Origin of the sequence: uncultured Aquimarina sp. (genome assembly GCF_947492115.1) — a bacterium.
Lineage (GTDB): Bacteria > Bacteroidota > Bacteroidia > Flavobacteriales > Flavobacteriaceae > Aquimarina.
Genome location: NZ_CANLMM010000003.1, coordinates 259,520 through 278,035, shown reverse-complemented (window position 1 = coordinate 278,035; position 18,516 = coordinate 259,520). Strand labels below are relative to the sequence as shown.

The window sequence follows — 18,516 nt, the reverse complement described above, 5'->3', positions numbered from 1 at the left end:
TAGATTTTAAGTAGCTTTAATTTTTGCATTTGAGGGAACTAGTTTTCCTTGTCCAGGATACATGGGTAAAGGATCTGGTGTATTTGCTGGAGGTGGCTGTTTTGCTGGAGAAGTAACCTTAAACTCCGCTATAAAAATGCTCCCCTTTATGATTATGCTTTTGTTTCCACTTTTACTTTTGGTTGTTAATTGATCTGGACCTAATTTTTTAATGGTTAATGTACCCTGACCAGGAATCACAAATGGAGGTGCTACATACGAACAGTTTTTAACTTCCACTTTAGATTCGTCTCCTGCCACACATACTTTTTTACCTTTTACAGTCGTTTTTCCTGAAGCTGTTATCTTACCTGATTGTACACTAACAACCGCACTTCCAAAAGCTGGTAAAAAATTAACTGTATCTCCATCTATCACTATTAGATCCATTTTTCATTTAGTTTTAATAAGTATCGATTTTATTATAAATCAAATGCCACGCTAGAGGCTTCATTGATATAGAATGGATAGATAAGATTAAATCGATTATTTGTTGATCTTACCATATAATCTATATCGATATGTACTACGCCATTTTTGGGATCTATATCTGTTATAGTAACATTATTCACCTCAATTCTTGGTTCGTATAATAGCACGGCACGAGATACCATATCACTTAACTCATTGGCAAATTTCTCATCCAATTCTTCAAACAAAAATTGCGTAAGATCACACCCGAAATCTGGGTGCATGATTCGTTCCTTTAGCGATGTGGATAACAAAATCTGAAGACTTTGCTTGATATCTTCTTCTCCTGAAGTAAGTTTAACCTCAGCGCCTCCAATTCCAAAAGCAGGAGGAAATGACCATCCGTTTCCTAAAAATTTATTATTCATAGCTCTTATATTAAATCCACTTTTTTTCCTTTTACTTTTACTTTTCCTTTAGCATTGATGTCAAGGTCTCCTGCAGCTTCTATTGAAAAATCTTTAGCACTAATTATTTTAATACCATCTTTACCCATTAGAATACTATTACCATGAGCATCTTCTAATGTGATTGTTTTCTCCTTCTGATTGATAGCTAATTGCTGCTCATTGGACTGGTCTTTATCCGCTGTAGATAATGTTATTACTTCTTTTTCCTCATCAAAAAGCAATTGATAATTAGACTTGGTAAAAATCCCTTTGTATTTATTTTTTTTCTTTTCGGTATGTGGTGCTTTGTGGCTGTGCATTGCTCCTAAAACAACTGCTTGTCTCGGATCATCATTTAAAAAACCAATCACTACGCGGTCTCCTTTTTCTGGAGGAAAGAAAATTCCATGATCTACTCCAGCATCTAATGTCGTATACATGGCCAATACTTCGGTAGCTTTAGCTTCTTGATCAAAAGCTGGTATATGAACTTTTATTAGAAATCCGTGTTTCGAATCTTCTACATGTTCCAACACTGTTCCCACTTGTAACCCATTTACACCTGGTAATAAACCAGCAGCTTTTGTATCTACAATATCAGATTGCGAACTAAACCAATTGGCATCCATTCCTATTTGTAGGTAGGTATACCATCCAGAACCCATTACAAATCCATGTCGAACTCCAGTAATGATATGTTCTCCATTAAATCGACTTACATTTTCAATTTTTAGCGTCTGACCTACTTTTACTTTTCCATTTCCATTAATCCTAATGGTTCCTTGTACCAGAGACAGTCTTGACTTTACAAGTTGTGCATCTGACCAAGATTGCAATTCTAATGGATCTGTAGGTACAGCATGAACCAAGTTTGTTTCTTTAGCTCCAACTGCATCTGACAATTGTGAAGTTTTGTAATCAATACTAGTTAATAATTGCTCTTTACCTTTTTTGGGAATACTAAGTGCTAATTCATCCTTTTTTGTATCCAAACCAAATGAATGCACTTTCTCATATTGATGACGACTACTAATTTTTAGATCAAAATGAGCCAGATCTATCCCAAAGGTTAGGGTATGATCGGTACTACCAATTTGTGGCGTAAAAACAGAAACCTCTCCATTATCAACTTGTACAAGTTGCCCATTCGCTTCTGCTCTTGATACTATAAAATCCCAATCCGAAACATAGTACTGCACCATCTGTGGATGTGCCAAAGAAGTATTTTCTATATTCTTAGCTTTTACATCTCTGTAGGTACTGATAATGTCTTTTATAAGTTTGTTATCCGTTTTATTTCGAAATACTTTGTTTTTTCGTAAACTGGTCATTTTTATAGAAGGATCGCAAAGCTCTATCGTAAGTACTGATTGATATTGCGAGCGTTCGATTTCCTGATTGATCACAATACCTTCAAAAACCTTCGTCTCGTTTGTATTATTTCCTTCGTACCGCAAAAAGATTTCAATTGCAGCGCCTGGTATAAAAGCATTACTTTCTAAGGTGATAAACTTTTGATTTGCAACACAACCATCAGATAGCTTAAGTTCAGCTAAAGGTATTTTGTTAAACTCTTTGCTCGTATCTATCGACAATAATTCATACGATCCTAATGGCAGGATCTTACCGTTACTTTTAATCGTACTTGTTACTACAGTTGATGACATCTCTTATTTTTCTATTGGTGGGAAATAAATTTCTTGACCTGGTGTTAGATTTCTAAAATCCGTTAGTTTATTTACACTTGCTACCAATGGATAATACATAGGAGAGCCATATATTTCCTGACACATTAATGGTAATTGATCACCTGCTTTTATCATACGATAATGCGTAAGATCAGGAGATTGTAAATTCAACTTGGCTAATTGTGCTTTGGGCGTATCATCTCCAATGAAAGAAACGTTGAGCTCGGCTCGCAAAGGATCTCCATTTCTTTCAAACAAGGTGTAATTAATATCTAAGCTAGAAAGTCTACAATTAAACTTTAATGTTTTGCCCCAACTAAGAACTAAATAGCGCGGCTCATGAATTTTACCTTTTATTTCTGTAATGTCTTTTCGAAAATCATCTATTCTTTCTGCAACACTTTTTTGAGTTCCTCTTAACAATCTAAGCGCTATTTCTGCTCCATATTGATCTACATTGGTTCCATCAAAAATTAGACTCATACTCACGGTAGATGACCCACTATACGTAAACTTGGTAGTACTCTCGTTCTGAGGATTACTGGGTTTAGTGGTAAAGTTATTCACAAAACTTCGCCTAACGGATTCGGGATTAAACATCACTTCTAATTCCTTCTTACCAGTGGTTCTTTCTTCATTATCAAAAGAAATAATGGTAAGCTTTTGTAGTTTAAAACTTAATTCACTTAATAATGCCATGATCTATCTAAGGTTTTTCTTTTTCAATATTTTTAGTACTTGATGCACGCATTCTTGTACTACATCACATTGCTCTTTTCCGGTATCCAACGTTGGGCTACCTTTATCTGTCTGTGAAGCATCTGATATGATGGCTCGAATGACAATTTCTTTAATCTCTACTGCCATTTTTATAATCTTAAAATTTGAAATCGTGTATATGCTAACTCCATTGTATCGATGGCCACGGAATTGGATTGTGCATCCAAATCAGATACGGACCATTTTACTGGATATGCTTTTAGAAATAACCAGCCACCAATCGGAATACCATTTTCGTTAAATAATGTGACTAGTACATTAGAAGGATTAAACTTAAAAAATGAAAATGTCGCATTGAATTCAGAAATCAGCGGAGAACGCATCTGACCAAAACCTGGTAGACTAAGGCTATCTAAACCATCAGCTAAACTACTGGCCACAAAACCTCGCTCCAGTACCAAATTGTTATAATTCATCTTTTTAGGTACACGATGTGCGTGTAGGTTTTGTCCACCTTCATTTATCGTATCCAGTTGTACTTCAGTGCTAATACCGCTTACTTTCTGAAACCTAATATCTATCGGATTAGGAATAACGCCGCCTGATAGAAAGAATACTCCAAATCTATGTGATAATGAAGGCTCTTTATCTGCAAAATTGATTGCTCTTAAAACATCTAACATATGGTAACTCTTTAATTGTATTTTACTCGTAAGTCATGAGCTATTAAATCGAGACTCTCTATTGCTACTTCACTGGCGCTAGCGCTAAACGATGGAGCATCTAATTTGAAAGGTAATGCTCGGGAAACCTCCCAAACTACGATGCCCATCCCAGCTTCATCACAAAGCTCTATTCTAATGTCTTTCTTTTCGCCAGATTTAATCCAGTCATATAAATCACTCCTACGTTTGATCAACCCTCTTTTTAAAGAAATATTAATCGGTTTTCTTTGGCCACGGATCAAATGATCTCCAACTGCCCAACTAAAACCATGTCGATACAACACATGATCATGGTCAATTTCTAAACCTGAAATCTCTGAGAACGACATGATTTCAACTCCGTTAATCGTTACCTGATAATTGTATACCGGTAACGGATAGGTTTCGCTAATTTTCTGTTTATCAATTGCCACAATACTTTGGTTTTTAAAATTTATATTGACTTATCATTCTGGTTTTATTTCCTAGAATAGAACTTGTTTAATTTACTTATCTACTATGCCTCTTCCATAGTTACTCTGAACGCCATTAAATCCATAGATTCTATAGCTACATCATTAGAACTTGCATCAAAAGAAGGCGCAGTTAATTTGGTTGGAAAGGCATCAATAACTTTCCAGCTCACTACAGTACTACCTGTTTCATCTAAAAGATGCACTACGATATCTCGTTTATCTACCTGATTCAATTGTATATCATTGATCCAATCATAAAAGACAGGAATGCTCTTTCCTTTTACCAATCCTTTTTTCATAGATATATTTACTGGTTGGATCTGTCCTGGCATATACATAATATTCGGGCCTACTTTTCCTCCTGTAGCAAAGCTTTCTTTATATGTTGTTGTTTCGAAGGATAATTCTAAACCTGAAACCTCCGAAAAACTTATAGATACTCCGTTGATATCTACCCTATAATTATAGGTTACTAAAGGGTAATCTGTCTTTATTTGTTCTTTAGTTAAAGCCATTGTTTTACTTTTTACTTGTTCATTAAATTTTCTGCGCTAATTATGCTTCTTGTAGTTTATGAGAGAATTTCAATATGATAAATTCTGCAGGACGTACAGCTGCTAGTCCAATTTCTACAATCATCTTTCCTTCTAAAATATCTTGTTGCGTCATGGTTTTTCCCAATCCGATATTTACAAAATATGCTTGTTCTTCAGTCGATCCAGCTAGTCCACCTTGTTGCCAAACGCCATATAAAAAACTTTCGATCATAGCCTTCATCTTCAACCAAGTCACGGCATCATTAGATTCAAAAACTGCAAACTGAGATGCTTTTTTGGTAGATTCTTCTATCATATTGAATAACCTTCGTACTGGTATATATCGCCATTCATTGTCATTTCCAGCTAGTGTACGAGCTCCCCAAATCATGGTTCCTTTTCCAACAAAACTTCGGATAGCATTAATAGATTTACCACTTGTAGCATCAACATTTAGTTTTTCCTGATCTTTAGAAGTAATTTTCGCGATAGGACCGATAACAGCATTTAAGCTCACATTTGCTGGTGCTTTCCATACACCTCTTTCTCTATCTGTAGTAGCATATGCACCAGCTACTGCTGCACTTGGTGGTAACGTGATGCGTTGTTTAGATACCTCACTGATAATTCTGCTATATAACTCAGAACGAGACTCCTTGAAAGTTGACAAACTAACAGATGCATTATCACCACCAGTAGTAATAAGGTCGGTGGTTCCTGTAGAAGACTCTACAACGGCAGCTCCATCTAATAAAATAATATCAAAATCGCCTTTGTTTGAAAATGTATTCCATTCATTTATAATTTCACTAGCGGGAGTTCCATCTCCAACATTCATGGTTAATACAGCATCAGCAATACTAAAAGAAGGTATACTTCCCGATCCTTTGTTGATCTTAACTTTAGGAGCATCTTGCGAAGATCCATTGTATTCAACTCTAATCGCACCGGCTATTTCTAATTGTAAGGTTTCAGTTGCCGAAGAACCTGATACTTCCACAAGATCTTCTTCGTAACTATAGGTAAGTGATGTTTGTAAATACGGAGTATAAGCAGCACCATATTTTAGATTATTTGTACCTATTCCATTTCTAAAAGATGTTCCATCTTCATCATCTTTTTTAATATCAAAAATGCAAAATCTATCTTTTAACTCTTGACATTGAGCTAAGGCACTTTGACATACTTCGTGATAATCAGGCGCATCTAATTTTGTTGCTTCGCCAAGCATAATCAAGGTAGGTTCATCTTCCTTACTCAAAGCTTCTAAGCCATTTAAGAATGATTCCTTATCATGATCATCATTATGACTTCCTATGGATATAATATAACAATCACCTCCACCATTTTTAAAGTATAAATCGATGGCATGATATAAAGTATGCTTCGGAGCTTCTACTTCTATATTTTCTACAGCATCATCATCCGAAATGCTTACCTTAAAAGATGCTGATTGTGCACCTCCAAAAGCCTCTTTAAACTCCAATAAAGTAGATACTCTAATGGCTTTGTTTGTAATATCTTTCCCATTTTTTACCGCTTTTTCCGTATATCCAATAAAAGCTGGTACCGCAGTAGAAACCTCTGCTACAGATTGTGGTAATAGAGGTACTTCCTCTGTATACACATCTGGTGTTAAAAATCTAGACATATTCTAATAGTTTTACATGTTTATACTAGGCTTTTCTAAAAACCAATACGTTTTTCCAGATCCGCCTTTCTTATTTAATTTTAATTATTTGAATTCCTTGTTGTTCTGCTCGAGGGTTGGGTAAATGATTGATAAGAATATCACCGTTTTGAAGTAGTTTGATATTCTTAATGGGTTTGTTACTGTAGGGAACCAAATCTTTAGATTCGAAAATCTTAACTTGGGTATTCTGAAAATTTAATTGAATGGAATTTATAATCTGATCCGTGGTGTTTTCATCTACTATCACTTCATTGAAACTAATTTGATTATCTCTAGACTCTAAGCTGATATCCGTATCTTCGGTATTAGAAACAAAATAGTATTTCCACTTTACCGACTTTGCTCCAAATACAGCTTTAAAAATTATTGGTTCTTCTAAAGATGTAAGATTAATTTTATGACCTATAATATGAATACTTCCTAATGCAGGATATCCTCCAAAAACTCCTTCCTTTGCTACTTGGCTACTTACTAATTCCTGACTATTTTCTGAAAGATCTTGATTAGAAAATGAGATCATATGACCTTCATCTATCTTAGAAAAATCTGTAATCTCCTGAGTAGTATCTGAAGTTGGATATATATAAAAAGTAAAGTTGTCATCTTCGCTCAAAGGCTGGAAACCGATATTTCCCTGAGATATAGGAGCTAAAACCTTTATTCCTTTTTCTGTTTTCTTTATTACAAATCCAAGGTTACTTAAGTGTTTTCTCGTTTCATTTTTAGGTACAAGAACTACAGCATTAGATTCTAATAAAACAGGGTGAAAAACCTCTATGTCAAAAATTTCGCGATATTCCATGTTATACTTTATTTGATTCGATATTGGACTTGTTTATAGATCTATTTGTTAAAAGCTTATACTTTTTGATGAAGATTAAGATTCGTTTTGGATATTGGTTCTCCCACAAACTCCATACTTTGATCGTCTATAAAAGATAGCAGACGTACTTTATATAATACTGAGGGCAGGTATGATGTGTTTAAAGAATGCCATACTTGATTTTGTTCTTCTAATGGAAGTGATATTAATTCTACGATCAACTTCTCTATATTTTCATCTGATAATTGCGGTGAATTCAGAGGATCAAAGATTCGGTTGACCTGAAAAAACTTAATAACATGTGATAAAAACTTAAGTGCCTGATCATATTTATTGAATTTGGATACGAACAAAATCAATAACTCAATTCTTATTTCAGGATTTGCTTGGGTTTTTATGCCATTTCGGATTACGCCAGCATATTGATCTGCATTTCTAAATTTTCTATCCTCTGAAATATTAATGAGAAAAGGAGTTATTTTATCATTAGTAAAAGAAACAGGATCGTTATTATTTGTACTTATAAAGTCTATAATATTAGATTCTGTAGTACCTACTACATTTTTAAAATACTCATTGAGCTTATCCTTTAAAACTGTTAATACAACATCGACCATGATTTAGACTAAGTTTATTGATTTTTGATGTTTCAAAGGTACTTGACTAAGCAGCGCAAAGGCTAGCACTTGTCCGTCAAATGATTAGAAATTTCCGACAAAAAAATGTCGTAAATAGACGCAATATCACTTTTACGACACTTAATTAAACCTTGTTCCAAAAGGATTCTAATATTTTTACACTAGGGAAAGTTCGTCCAGTAAGGATGTTGTTTTTAGTACATTACTAAAAAGAAGAAAATTAGAGATATTTCTCTATTCTATAAATCACATAGACATCCAAAAAAGAAGTAGCTGCCCTTGAAAGCAGCTACTTAGGTAATAATTGATAATGAAAGCATCACAAATAAAGAACTATATAGGGCGTTATATAGTTCTTTAACTAATTCAAATTTTAGTATAAGCTAATTTTTCTTTTTCAAGTTTGTGTTTTACAATAGACATCATATTAATTGAAATTAAAGACTAGAATAATTATTTAGTTTACGTAGTAATAAGTCCTTTCAATCTTTTATCTATTTTTCTTTTTTTCAGAGTAATTAGCTTCATAACATCCATAAGTTTTGGGTCTTTACTTTTCTTATATATTTCATTTATACTTAATACTAGTAATTTAGCTTCTCTAGAAGCAGATACGCGGTCACTGGTACTCATATTACTCATACTTCTTTTTAGGAAGTCCTTTGCATTTTTCAATAACTCCATATATCTAAATTTTAAATGAAACACTTTATTTCATTATGGATTCAAAACAATATTTATAAATATTTGTTAATCAATGACTTTATTTTTATAATCTCTAATTTACAGGATATTTTTCATATATTTTCATTTATATTTGTAATTACAATCATTAATTATATTTATGAATTATACTTTGCATCAATTACAGATTTTTCTAAAAATCGCAGAAAAACAAAGTATTACGAAAGCATCGGAAGAGCTGCATCTAACCCAACCTGCAGTTTCTATTCAGCTTAAAAATTTTCAAGATCAGTTTCCAATTCCACTAACCGAGGTAATTGGAAGAAAACTTTATGTTACTGATTTTGGTAAAGAAATCGCTATTGCTGCAAAAAAAATAATCGATGAGGTAAACCAAATAAGTTACAAGACTAATGCTTATCAAGGACAGCTATCTGGTATTTTAAAAATATCGGTTGTTTCTACTGGTAAATACATTATCCCATATTTTCTGTCAGATTTTATGAAACAACATGAAGGTGTGGATCTTGTACTAGATGTAACCAATAAGCAAAAAGTAATAAAAAGTTTAGAAGAAAACACTGTTGATTTTTCACTTGTTTCAGTACTACCAACGCATTTAAAAATCGAGAAAACTAAATTGATGGAAAACCAATTATTTTTGGTAGGAAATACTTCTGAACAGTTTCATAAAAAAAATTATAACAAATCTATTTTTACCGAACTTCCATTAATTTATCGAGAACCAGGATCAGGAACTCGACATACCATGGAAGCCTATATCGAACGTAACGATCTACCAGTTCGAAAAAAAATGGAACTTACTTCTAATGAAGCAGTAAAACAGGCTGTAATTGCTGGTCTTGGTTATTCGATCATGCCTCTTATTGGTATTAGAAATGATTTAGAAGCTGGACGTTTACAAATTATTCCAGTGAAAGGATTTCCAATTAAAACTATATGGAATCTAATATGGTTAAAAAACAAAAAGTTTTCTCCAGTAGCAGAGGCTTTTTTAAACTATGTTGAAGATAAAAAGGATGAAATTATTAAAAATAAATTCCATATTCTAAATTGATCTCCTCCTACAAATCTCGTAACCTATAATCAGTATTTTAATCTACAATAGGTACCTTTTTTCACTATAAATTACAAACTTACTAAGTTCTTTTAAGCGCTGCTTTTACCCCAAAACAAAGCAAACAGAGTTCTTTCTTTTTCACACAAAATCAACGTGTTAATAATTAAAAAACCCTTAAAATCAATAAAACAGGGGTTTATACCCATACCAAAAATTCCCTTTCGATTATAACTTTGAGAAGCACTGCTTTATTAAAATTATAACTCACAATTATGTCCGGTAAAAAGAGAAAAATATCTCAATACGAAAGCGTAAAAGAGATTCTAAATTCATTACAGGGAAAAACGGTTCCTAGTTATCAAGGATTGCATGCTTTTTGGTTAGATCCGGAAGTTTTCATAACTGCTTCCTTATATGGACAACGTCTTATTGCACCAAAGGCAAATAACACTTCAAGTGAAACAAAGGGATGTTGCGGGTCTAAAGATGATTCTCACATGAATATTCCTGCTTCACAACCCACAAAAAAAAGCGATGGGTGTTGTGGATCGCAACAAAAATCCTCAGATACTGCATCTCAACAGCCAGCAGTATCTTCGGTACAACAACCACCAATACATACATCTATTGGAGATTGTTGGCCTTCAGGAGGGCAAGGAGGTGGAGGAGGAACCCATCCTCCTGCATATAAAAGGAGTGATCAGTCTGCAATTATTAAAGGCTTAAAAGGATTGTATCCTTTTGATGGTAGTATTTTTCCAAAATTACTGTGGGATGCTACTGCAACAGCTTCAGCAGATCAAATTCAAATAATAGCAAATTGGATTGATGCCGATTGTCCTCTGACGCTAGAAGAAGAAAATTCTAAAAAAGAAGTACACCTAACTACCAGCAATAATCATCTTGCTCTAGCGAACGGAGAATTGCTTCACCCTGTATCTACTAATACCACAAATCAGGATCATAGAGATAATAAAGGATTAACCATTAGAAAAGAAGTAAGTTCCTTATCTCCAGAAGAACTAGGAACATTTAGAGAAGCTTTGAATTGCATGTTTCAATACACAGATTATTGGCAAGATGAGAGAAGCTTTGACTACTGGGCAAGAATTCATACTAATTCCTGTCAACATGGGTGGGAACAATTTACAACATGGCATAGACTCTATCTTTATTTTTTCGAACAAAAATTAAAGGATTATGATCAAGATATTGCGCTACCCTATTGGTCTTGGTCAGATTACGCAGATCAAAACAAAAACACTTTTAATAACAAAGAATATGACTTAGGAGTACTTCCTGAGGCTTATGGCTGTTTCCTTACTCAAAAAGGATTAGATCAATTAAAGAATCAAAAAACAAGCGAAGGAAAATCTATACTTACTAAAAAAGAAATTGCTGCCTTAGAAAAAATTGTAAAAAAAGGAACTATTTATAACTCTGGATTACGTTTTTTAAAAGCAGCTGGAATACCTTATGAAATTATCAATGTAAATAATGTTGCTGTATGGTCTGATAAAATCCGAGCCATCTATAATACCCTTAAAGAAATAAATCCACTTTGGTTTCCAAATCGATGGCCTGGATCTATGGGACCTCTTTCTCATTATCCAACCAAAGATGACATTGATGTATTACTTTCTCTAGACAATTTTGGTGATTTCGGTGGCGGACCATCCTATGACCATCATTATGGTTCTTTGGAAAAAGTACATAACGGAATGCATAACTTCTCTGGTGGTACGAATCCCAATTATCCTTATAAAGGAAATACCAAGTGGCAAAAAATTTATGCTGATTTAGGCCTTACTATAGATCCTCAGAACCAAGAAAATCCTATTTACGGCTGGATGACAGATAATCGAATCACTGCTTTCGATCCACTGTTTTGGGCACATCATTCTAACGTAGATCGTTTATGGGCACGATGGCAAGAATTACACAACGGAACTCCTCAGGAGATGAATGCTGTTTTGGCTCCATGGTCTATGACCGTTAAAGATACTATGAGCATTCAGAAACTCGGGTACACCTACATGAGAGATTCTGTATTCTATGATGTCTCTAGCAAAGTAGGCTTGGTAAAATTTAATAGTGCACCAGCTACCATTTCGACCAATACATTAGATACACACAGAAAAGCCGAAATAAAAATCCATCGTGTACAACGTGGTAATTTACCAAATGCACATATCAGAGTGTTTCTAAACAGTCCAGATGCTACAATAGATACTCCAACCAATGGAAATGATCACTTTGTAGAAGAAATCTCCACATTTCATGGAAGCTGCTATGGTGGACCAGGACATTGCAATTTACCACTAGACAAAACAAGAAATTTTGACTACAGGCAATTACATCATCATGAACCTAGAAACTATAAAATCAATGCTACAGATGCTGTACAAAGGATATTAAACAATGGTGCTAAGAATATTACCGTACAACTAGTTATTGCAGGTATCGATGGCAAACCCATAGACAATGCTATCTATATCGATGGTGTATCATTAAACTTCATGGACTAATTAAAGCAACACATAATGGACAATACATATACCACTTTTAAAATTCACCCAAGTATTGGAATCGCAAGGCTTGGTAATACAGATGACGATTTTTATCTAACTCCAGAACAACCTGGGACCTTACCAATTGCTTGTGATGAAATGGGAAGAGAACAAAAAGACTCTAAAGGAAACCCTATAAGGGTTAGTTCTTTTAAAGACAGTAATGATTTATCTAAAATCAAAAAACAAGCAGCAAGATTCAGGATTTTCTCCTATGAAAATGGAGACACTAAAGGAGAAGAAATTAAAGTAGGAGGCAGTTACAATTTTGTATATGAGACTGCAGTTACTGCCCCAAGAATTGTAAAAGGAAAAGTTACAGACATTGATTGGACGGTTCATCTAGCCAATAAAAAAGCTTCCTGGTATGAATTTCAGGAAACCAACGGACAACAAGGGTATGCTCCTGATCATCCACTTCGCAATCCAGAAGTAACACAACCTGATCTTCGAAGACAGCTGATTATCGATCCTGGACCATTAACCGTAAACCTAAAAAACAATAGAGGATCTTTTGCAAAATTTGGTTCAGAAAGTAAAAAAACCGATACCAGCAAATACAAAAAGGTATCCTATCCACAAACATTTCCTCCTTCGGATATTCAACCAAATACTATTGAAACCTTAGGCAGTTTATTAGTAAATGAACAAGAAAAAAACATCCGATTGATCGTATTAGGCGGAAACGGAAATTCAGGATCTACCAAAACTCCAGTTATCGAAAGTTTTGTAAATAATGATGGGTGGTTTGATGATATTTCCGATGGCCCCGTAACCGCCAAGATCGAATACACATTTATGGATACCGTTTATGATGGTGATAAAGAAAAAAAGGTAAAAACTACAGGAATGATGGACGTACAAGTCCCAGCATGGGTAGTCGTCGGGTATCCAAGATATGTGCCAGAAATGGAAGATATGATTACCATGGATGAAAAGATGTATGATCTTTTTGTACGTAAAATGGCCTATGATCCACAGGTATTTGGAGTTCCTCCTTTTACCAAAGAAACTAATAGTCCAAAAACACCCGAAGAATTTGATATCTGGAGAAATGAAGCACATTACAATCCAGATTATTATCCAAAATTTTATAAAGAATTATGGCCACAACTACGAAGACCAGATGATTTTAAGTACACTTTTGTCTTTGACTTCTTTGGCGGTGGTGATCCTCATAATAGAGGAACAGGAGGTAATCTAGATTATAAAACACTTTCTATTCCACCAAAAAACGGAAAAGACCCTTATTACAGGTTACGACAATTTGTTTATGGAATCATGAGGAAAACGGATCAACTCAATGCGTATGAAGTAGAAGGCAATTACAACCTAACTTCTAATAAGCCAAGATTGATGCCACTACTTTGTGGAGATAATCCATTAACCAATACCGCTCCTCAAAAATTTCTTTCTATGACAGAAACCCAACTGTTTTTCTTAAAACAATGGGCAAATGGAAAGTTTGTAAATGAATGCGATGAATGGGGAGAAAGTAACTCATCCTGCACAAATCCTTGGGCAACCCCCCCAACAACAGGGATTGGAATTGATAGAGGCGTATTAAGTAATGTATTGGGTGGTGCTTTTTGTCCCGGAGGAGAACTCTCATGGATTGTAGACAATCCTGCAATCTATAGCGAACCTTATAGAATAAAACATGCTACTTATATCGCTGGAGGACTTAGCATTCCGCAACCTATTGCAAACAAGGATGGAAGTACTGCACCTAATATCGCTGCTGGAATGGAACCTGGAGATCTTACAAAGTATATTGGAATTCCATGGCAAGCAGATTTTCATGAATGTACTTTTCAAAACATCAATACTACCTACGAAAAATGGAACAATATTTATCCAGAATCCATTGGTGATCCTGTAGAACAGCAAATAGCATATAATATTCCTTGGTGGCCAGCACATAGACCTATTGTAGTTCCTGAATCTTTGAATGGTTCTCAAGTGTATTGGGCATCTGGAATACCTAACAACAATGCAGGAGATCTTCAAATGGTAGAGGCTTGGAAAGATCTTGGATTTTTGATATCCGAAGGAGAAGGAATCACACGACAATTCTATCAGGTAGAACGTAATAATGAAGCATTAGGAGACCCTGTACAACCAGGTAATCGTGTTTTAGGTCAAAGTTCTGGGGAATCTAACAAAGAAAATAATTCAAATTAAAAAATTATGAATACAGCTATTAACTCTGTACCGGAAATTCTAACCGGCATATGGACCTATCGAAGTTTTCTAAGTAATCCTGATCTGGATGCAGACTTTGACTCTTTAGAATTTGGAAGGGGAAACATAAAAATAAATGAAGCTCCATTTCAAACATTAGATGGTTTGATTTATGGTCCTGGATGGGAATTAAAACTAAAAGGATCAATTGGCTACGGCAATCCTTTCACGTTACAATTCCAAGGAAAAGGTATTGTTGGAGGAGCCGAATGGATCTATAATTATTTAGGATATTTCATACCAAACTGGATGAATGGCGTTGACCAACGCCCTGCAATTGTGGGATCTATCGTTAGAGCAATTCCTCATCCTACAGGGCCTAATAGTAAATCTACAGCTCCAGCTGGAGTGGTTGCTCAATGGATCGCCGTAAAACAAGATTCTAGTTCATGACCAGCAAAAAACTGACATATGATGTTTGTATTATAGGTGGAGGAGTTGCAGGATGCGCAACAGCAATAGCCTTAAAAAATAAAGCGCCATTTTTATCTGTTGCGATCTTAGAACGAGCAAGCAATATGCTACCCAATGATGCTTCTTTACCAAGAATTGGAGAAACCATTCCTCCACAAGCATCTCAGCAATTACAACAATTAGGAATTTGGGATTCTTTCGTAAAGTGTAATTTCCAACAGTCTTATGGTACCTCTGCTTCATGGGGTTCTTCTGAATTGTATCATAATGAATATATGTATTCTACTTATGGATATGGCTGGCATCTGGATAGACTGACTTTTGATCAGTTTATGATAAAAGAAGCCAAAAAAAAGGGAGTATCTATACAATTTAAAACTAGTGTCTTATCCTCCGAAAAAAAATCCGAATTCTGGTATTTAAAGACCAATTCAAATCAGAAACAAACAATTATCAAATCCCGTTTTGTTATTGATGCTACAGGAAAAAAAGCTGCTTTTTCATGTCTTCAACAAGTAACTAAAATAAAAGAAGATCGAATGGTAGGTATTTACCGCTTTTATAATATTGCCAATTCTAATAAAACAGATTTAGGTACTGGCACCTTTGTAGAAACCGATACATATGGATGGTGGTATAGCGCTGCACTACCTAATGAAAAACTGGTAATTGCATACATGACAGATGCAGATATTGCAAATAAAATGCAAATTCGCAGAACCGATATTTTTGACAAGCACCTATTTAAAACAAACCATACAAATTCGAGAACAGAAAACTCAGCAAGTCTCATAGAACCACAAATCGTTGCTGCACATACCCAATTTCTAAGCTCATCTGTCGGTAATTCCTGGCTGGCTGTTGGAGATGCTGCATCCAGCTACGATCCTATTTCTTCTTTAGGAATTTTCAAATCTCTAACAATGAGTCAATTTGCAGCTTATGCTACTGTTGATTTTTTAAAAGGAGATCCCTTAGCGTTACCAAAGTACCAATACATTATTACGCAAGATTATAAAGGGTACTTAAAAAAAAGGCAAGAATACTACGCACAAGAACGACGTTACCCTAATTCTTCATTTTGGGAAAGAAGACAGCGATTACAAACAATAACTAATTAACCTAAAATTATATATTATGAAACGCACAGAACAACTTTTATACACCTATTTTAATAAGCTTTGGGTAATCCCATGTATCTCGATGTTATTCTTTTCTTGTAAAGACAAGGTTACCGTTAAAGAGCAGATCGATACTGCAGAAGTTACTGTAAATACTAATGATTACAAAAAAATTCCAGCTCCTGTAACATTTTCTCCCGATATTCCAGTAGATGTAAATCCAGTAATTCAGCAAAAATTCAAAGACAAAAAAGACATTTTCGGACTAAATCAAAAGTTCAATGAATACAGTTGGCAAGCTTTTATTGCAATTATGTGGCCAAGAGATGAAAAAGGAAAGCCAACAGAAAAATTTACAGATAAAGGAGAACCTACCTGGTTAGGATGGAAAGAAGCATTTCAGGTGTACAGAGCAGACGGAAAAACTCCAGCTCCTTGGGGAAGCCCAAGAACTGCCTCGGGATTAGGTTTATCAGATGCTATTTTATCTAATAACGATGCACGTGTAGTGCTTTCTAAAAACACACCTACAAGCAGTAAAAACTTTGATATCGCAGATGAAGTAGATCAGGCATTCGCCGGAAAACTTTTTGATCAAAACGGAAATGTAGTTGTATATGAAGTACTCATGAATAAAGAGGAGTTCGATTATATCGTTTCTAATAAACTTTATAATATTAATGGTCAGACTAAGTTCTCAGAAACTGGAATTGCTAATTTTCCTAAAGGGAATTATGAGGAGAATAAATTAGGAGCTGTAGAAATCAAATTTGCATGGAAAATACTTACTGACAAGGATTATAAAGATCGATATTATACGGAAGAAGGATATATTATCGGGCCAGATGGCACTTCACTAGTTAAAAAAGATTTAGGAATGATTGGTTTTCATATTAGTCAAAAAACACCAACAGGCAAACAATGGGTATGGTCCACTTTTGAGCATATTGATAATTTAGATCAAAATGTAATTGAAAAAGACGGAAAAACTACAGTGATTCCTCCATCACTTACAGACCCTAACTGCGAAATTTGCCCTGTAAACATAGATGTTACAAAAAACGGAACGACATATACTCATAATAAAGGAGTTCATGGAGATTTCTGGACAATTTCTAGTAGTAGTACGGATAAATATTTTGCCAACAGTGATGTTATGAAAACTCAGGCAAAACGAATGGTAGATATACCCGTAAGAGTACAGCGAATTAATGAAAAAATGCAGACCTATTTTAAACAACAAAAAAGTGTTTGGCAATACTATCGATTAATCGATACTCAATATCCGTTAGATCAGAATGTCCCTCCTGGCAATCACACAGAAAGTGGTTATAAAGTACCAGAATCTGTAGTTAACAAACCTGGTGGAAATCCAAATCTTGCATTACTTACCAATATCACAATGGAGACCTTTTTTCAGGGAGGGAATCAATCTGCCTCAAATTTAATGGAAGCAAATCCAGTAAGTGATATTACTATTTTTGGTACAGAAAGCTGTATGGGATGTCACTCTAGTGCTGGCATCTATCTGTACAAGAACGGAAAGCTAACTTCTGGAGATCAGCTCAGTGGTGATTTTAGCTGGTTATTAGGCAAAGCACAATGGGAAAAAGGTGTGCCTAAAAAACCCTCAAAATAGACGGTTTCGCTTAAAATTAATTTTCGATAAAACTACGTAAGTATTATGTAATCTCAATTATCGAGTCAAGTTTCATAACCAAACGCAACAGCAATATGTATACATTTAAAAATAAACCTTGCTCTTGTACTACCAAAAATGCTAATAAACTATCAGGTAGCTCTACAAAAAGGATGAGTGTTCTAAATATACTATCCGCTGTTGTGTTTTTTTTATTTCCTAAATGTGCATTTTGTTGGGCTGCTTATGCTTCATTTTTTAGTTACATCGGTTTCGATCAATTAGAATATAATTCTAAATGGAAATATGTAATACTTGCTCTATTCCTCTTGGGAAGTATTATTTTAATGTGGAAGCATTATAAAAATAAATCCTGGATCAATATTATAGTATACACCGTTGGATTATTCATTTTACTTATTGCCTATTATCTAAACTACAATCAAACATGGTGGTTATATATTGTAGCTTTTTTAATGATTTTAAGTAATTTCCATTTAAGAAAAAATCGAACTCTTAGTCATTCATAATATTTATCAAGTACTACGCTTTTAAAAAACATAGAGTATTGTATATTTATACAAAA

Annotated in this window: 19 protein-coding genes; 7 read left to right on the top strand and 12 right to left on the bottom strand. The window is 34.5% G+C overall.

Going from position 1 to position 18,516, the window contains the following annotated elements:
* Nucleotides 1–6: 6 nt before the first annotated feature.
* The 12 genes from Q1A73_RS10820 to Q1A73_RS10765 form a co-directional block, all read right to left on the bottom strand.
* Nucleotides 7–429: a hypothetical protein gene (locus Q1A73_RS10820; protein ID WP_299605219.1), complete on the bottom strand. Its 423-nt coding sequence runs from the start codon at nucleotides 427–429 to the stop codon at nucleotides 7–9.
* 32 nt (nucleotides 430–461) lie between these two features.
* Nucleotides 462–878 carry a GPW/gp25 family protein gene (locus tag Q1A73_RS10815; protein WP_299605217.1) on the bottom strand — a complete coding sequence of 139 codons (417 nt, stop codon included), beginning with the start codon at nucleotides 876–878 and terminating at the stop codon, nucleotides 462–464.
* A 5-nt stretch (nucleotides 879–883) separates the two neighbouring features.
* Nucleotides 884–2,566, bottom strand: coding sequence for a phage baseplate assembly protein V (locus Q1A73_RS10810; RefSeq protein ID WP_299605214.1), 1,683 nt, complete (start codon nucleotides 2,564–2,566; stop codon nucleotides 884–886).
* Nucleotides 2,567–2,569: 3 nt separating this feature from the next.
* Nucleotides 2,570–3,286 carry a hypothetical protein gene (locus Q1A73_RS10805; protein WP_299605211.1) on the bottom strand — a complete coding sequence of 239 codons (717 nt, stop codon included), beginning with the start codon at nucleotides 3,284–3,286 and terminating at the stop codon, nucleotides 2,570–2,572.
* A 3-nt stretch (nucleotides 3,287–3,289) separates the two neighbouring features.
* Entirely contained in the window at nucleotides 3,290–3,454 is a 165-nt protein-coding gene (locus Q1A73_RS10800; RefSeq protein ID WP_299605208.1) for a DUF5908 family protein, read from the bottom strand.
* A gap of 2 nt (nucleotides 3,455–3,456) precedes the next feature.
* Complete coding sequence (locus Q1A73_RS10795; RefSeq protein WP_299605205.1) at nucleotides 3,457–3,990, bottom strand: phage tail protein; 534 nt, start codon at nucleotides 3,988–3,990, stop codon at nucleotides 3,457–3,459.
* Nucleotides 3,991–4,001: 11 nt separating this feature from the next.
* Nucleotides 4,002–4,445, bottom strand: coding sequence for a phage tail protein (locus Q1A73_RS10790; RefSeq protein ID WP_027395214.1), 444 nt, complete (start codon nucleotides 4,443–4,445; stop codon nucleotides 4,002–4,004).
* Nucleotides 4,446–4,528: 83 nt separating this feature from the next.
* The gene (locus Q1A73_RS10785; RefSeq protein WP_108805100.1) at nucleotides 4,529–5,002 is read right to left on the bottom strand and encodes a phage tail protein; all 474 of its coding nucleotides are present in this window, start codon (nucleotides 5,000–5,002) and stop codon (nucleotides 4,529–4,531) included.
* 40 nt (nucleotides 5,003–5,042) lie between these two features.
* Complete coding sequence (locus tag Q1A73_RS10780) at nucleotides 5,043–6,674, bottom strand: phage tail sheath C-terminal domain-containing protein (protein ID WP_299605199.1); 1,632 nt, start codon at nucleotides 6,672–6,674, stop codon at nucleotides 5,043–5,045.
* A 70-nt stretch (nucleotides 6,675–6,744) separates the two neighbouring features.
* Nucleotides 6,745–7,518, bottom strand: a complete 774-nt coding sequence (locus tag Q1A73_RS10775) for a hypothetical protein (RefSeq protein ID WP_299605196.1) — start codon at nucleotides 7,516–7,518, stop codon at nucleotides 6,745–6,747.
* Between the two features lie 56 nt (nucleotides 7,519–7,574).
* Nucleotides 7,575–8,156 carry a DUF4255 domain-containing protein gene (locus Q1A73_RS10770; RefSeq protein ID WP_299605193.1) on the bottom strand — a complete coding sequence of 194 codons (582 nt, stop codon included), beginning with the start codon at nucleotides 8,154–8,156 and terminating at the stop codon, nucleotides 7,575–7,577.
* Nucleotides 8,157–8,639: 483 nt separating this feature from the next.
* A complete protein-coding gene (locus Q1A73_RS10765; protein ID WP_299605190.1) occupies nucleotides 8,640–8,861 on the bottom strand; it encodes a hypothetical protein in 222 nt (73 codons plus the stop codon).
* A 160-nt stretch (nucleotides 8,862–9,021) separates the two neighbouring features.
* Here Q1A73_RS10765 and Q1A73_RS10760 point away from each other — a divergent pair, with 160 nt between their 5' ends.
* The 7 genes from Q1A73_RS10760 to Q1A73_RS10730 all read left to right on the top strand — a co-directional run bounded on the left by Q1A73_RS10760 (nucleotide 9,022) and on the right by Q1A73_RS10730 (nucleotide 18,460).
* The gene (locus tag Q1A73_RS10760) at nucleotides 9,022–9,939 is read left to right on the top strand and encodes a LysR family transcriptional regulator (protein ID WP_299605188.1); all 918 of its coding nucleotides are present in this window, start codon (nucleotides 9,022–9,024) and stop codon (nucleotides 9,937–9,939) included.
* 275 nt (nucleotides 9,940–10,214) lie between these two features.
* A complete protein-coding gene (locus Q1A73_RS10755) occupies nucleotides 10,215–12,470 on the top strand; it encodes a tyrosinase family protein (protein WP_299605185.1) in 2,256 nt (751 codons plus the stop codon).
* A 15-nt stretch (nucleotides 12,471–12,485) separates the two neighbouring features.
* A complete protein-coding gene (locus Q1A73_RS10750) occupies nucleotides 12,486–14,696 on the top strand; it encodes a LodA/GoxA family CTQ-dependent oxidase (protein ID WP_299605183.1) in 2,211 nt (736 codons plus the stop codon).
* Nucleotides 14,697–14,702: 6 nt separating this feature from the next.
* Nucleotides 14,703–15,149 (top strand): hypothetical protein, encoded by a 447-nt coding sequence (locus Q1A73_RS10745; protein ID WP_299605181.1) that lies wholly within the window; start codon nucleotides 14,703–14,705, stop codon nucleotides 15,147–15,149.
* On the top strand, nucleotides 15,146–16,291 hold the full coding sequence (locus Q1A73_RS10740; protein WP_299605179.1) for an NAD(P)/FAD-dependent oxidoreductase: 1,146 nt from the start codon (nucleotides 15,146–15,148) through the stop codon (nucleotides 16,289–16,291). Before Q1A73_RS10745 ends, Q1A73_RS10740 begins: the two co-directional genes overlap by 4 nt.
* Nucleotides 16,292–16,307: 16 nt before the next feature.
* Nucleotides 16,308–17,930, top strand: coding sequence for a hypothetical protein (locus tag Q1A73_RS10735; protein WP_299605177.1), 1,623 nt, complete (start codon nucleotides 16,308–16,310; stop codon nucleotides 17,928–17,930).
* A gap of 95 nt (nucleotides 17,931–18,025) precedes the next feature.
* Nucleotides 18,026–18,460 carry a hypothetical protein gene (locus Q1A73_RS10730; RefSeq protein WP_299605175.1) on the top strand — a complete coding sequence of 145 codons (435 nt, stop codon included), beginning with the start codon at nucleotides 18,026–18,028 and terminating at the stop codon, nucleotides 18,458–18,460.
* The last annotated feature ends 56 nt before the right edge of the window (nucleotides 18,461–18,516 follow it).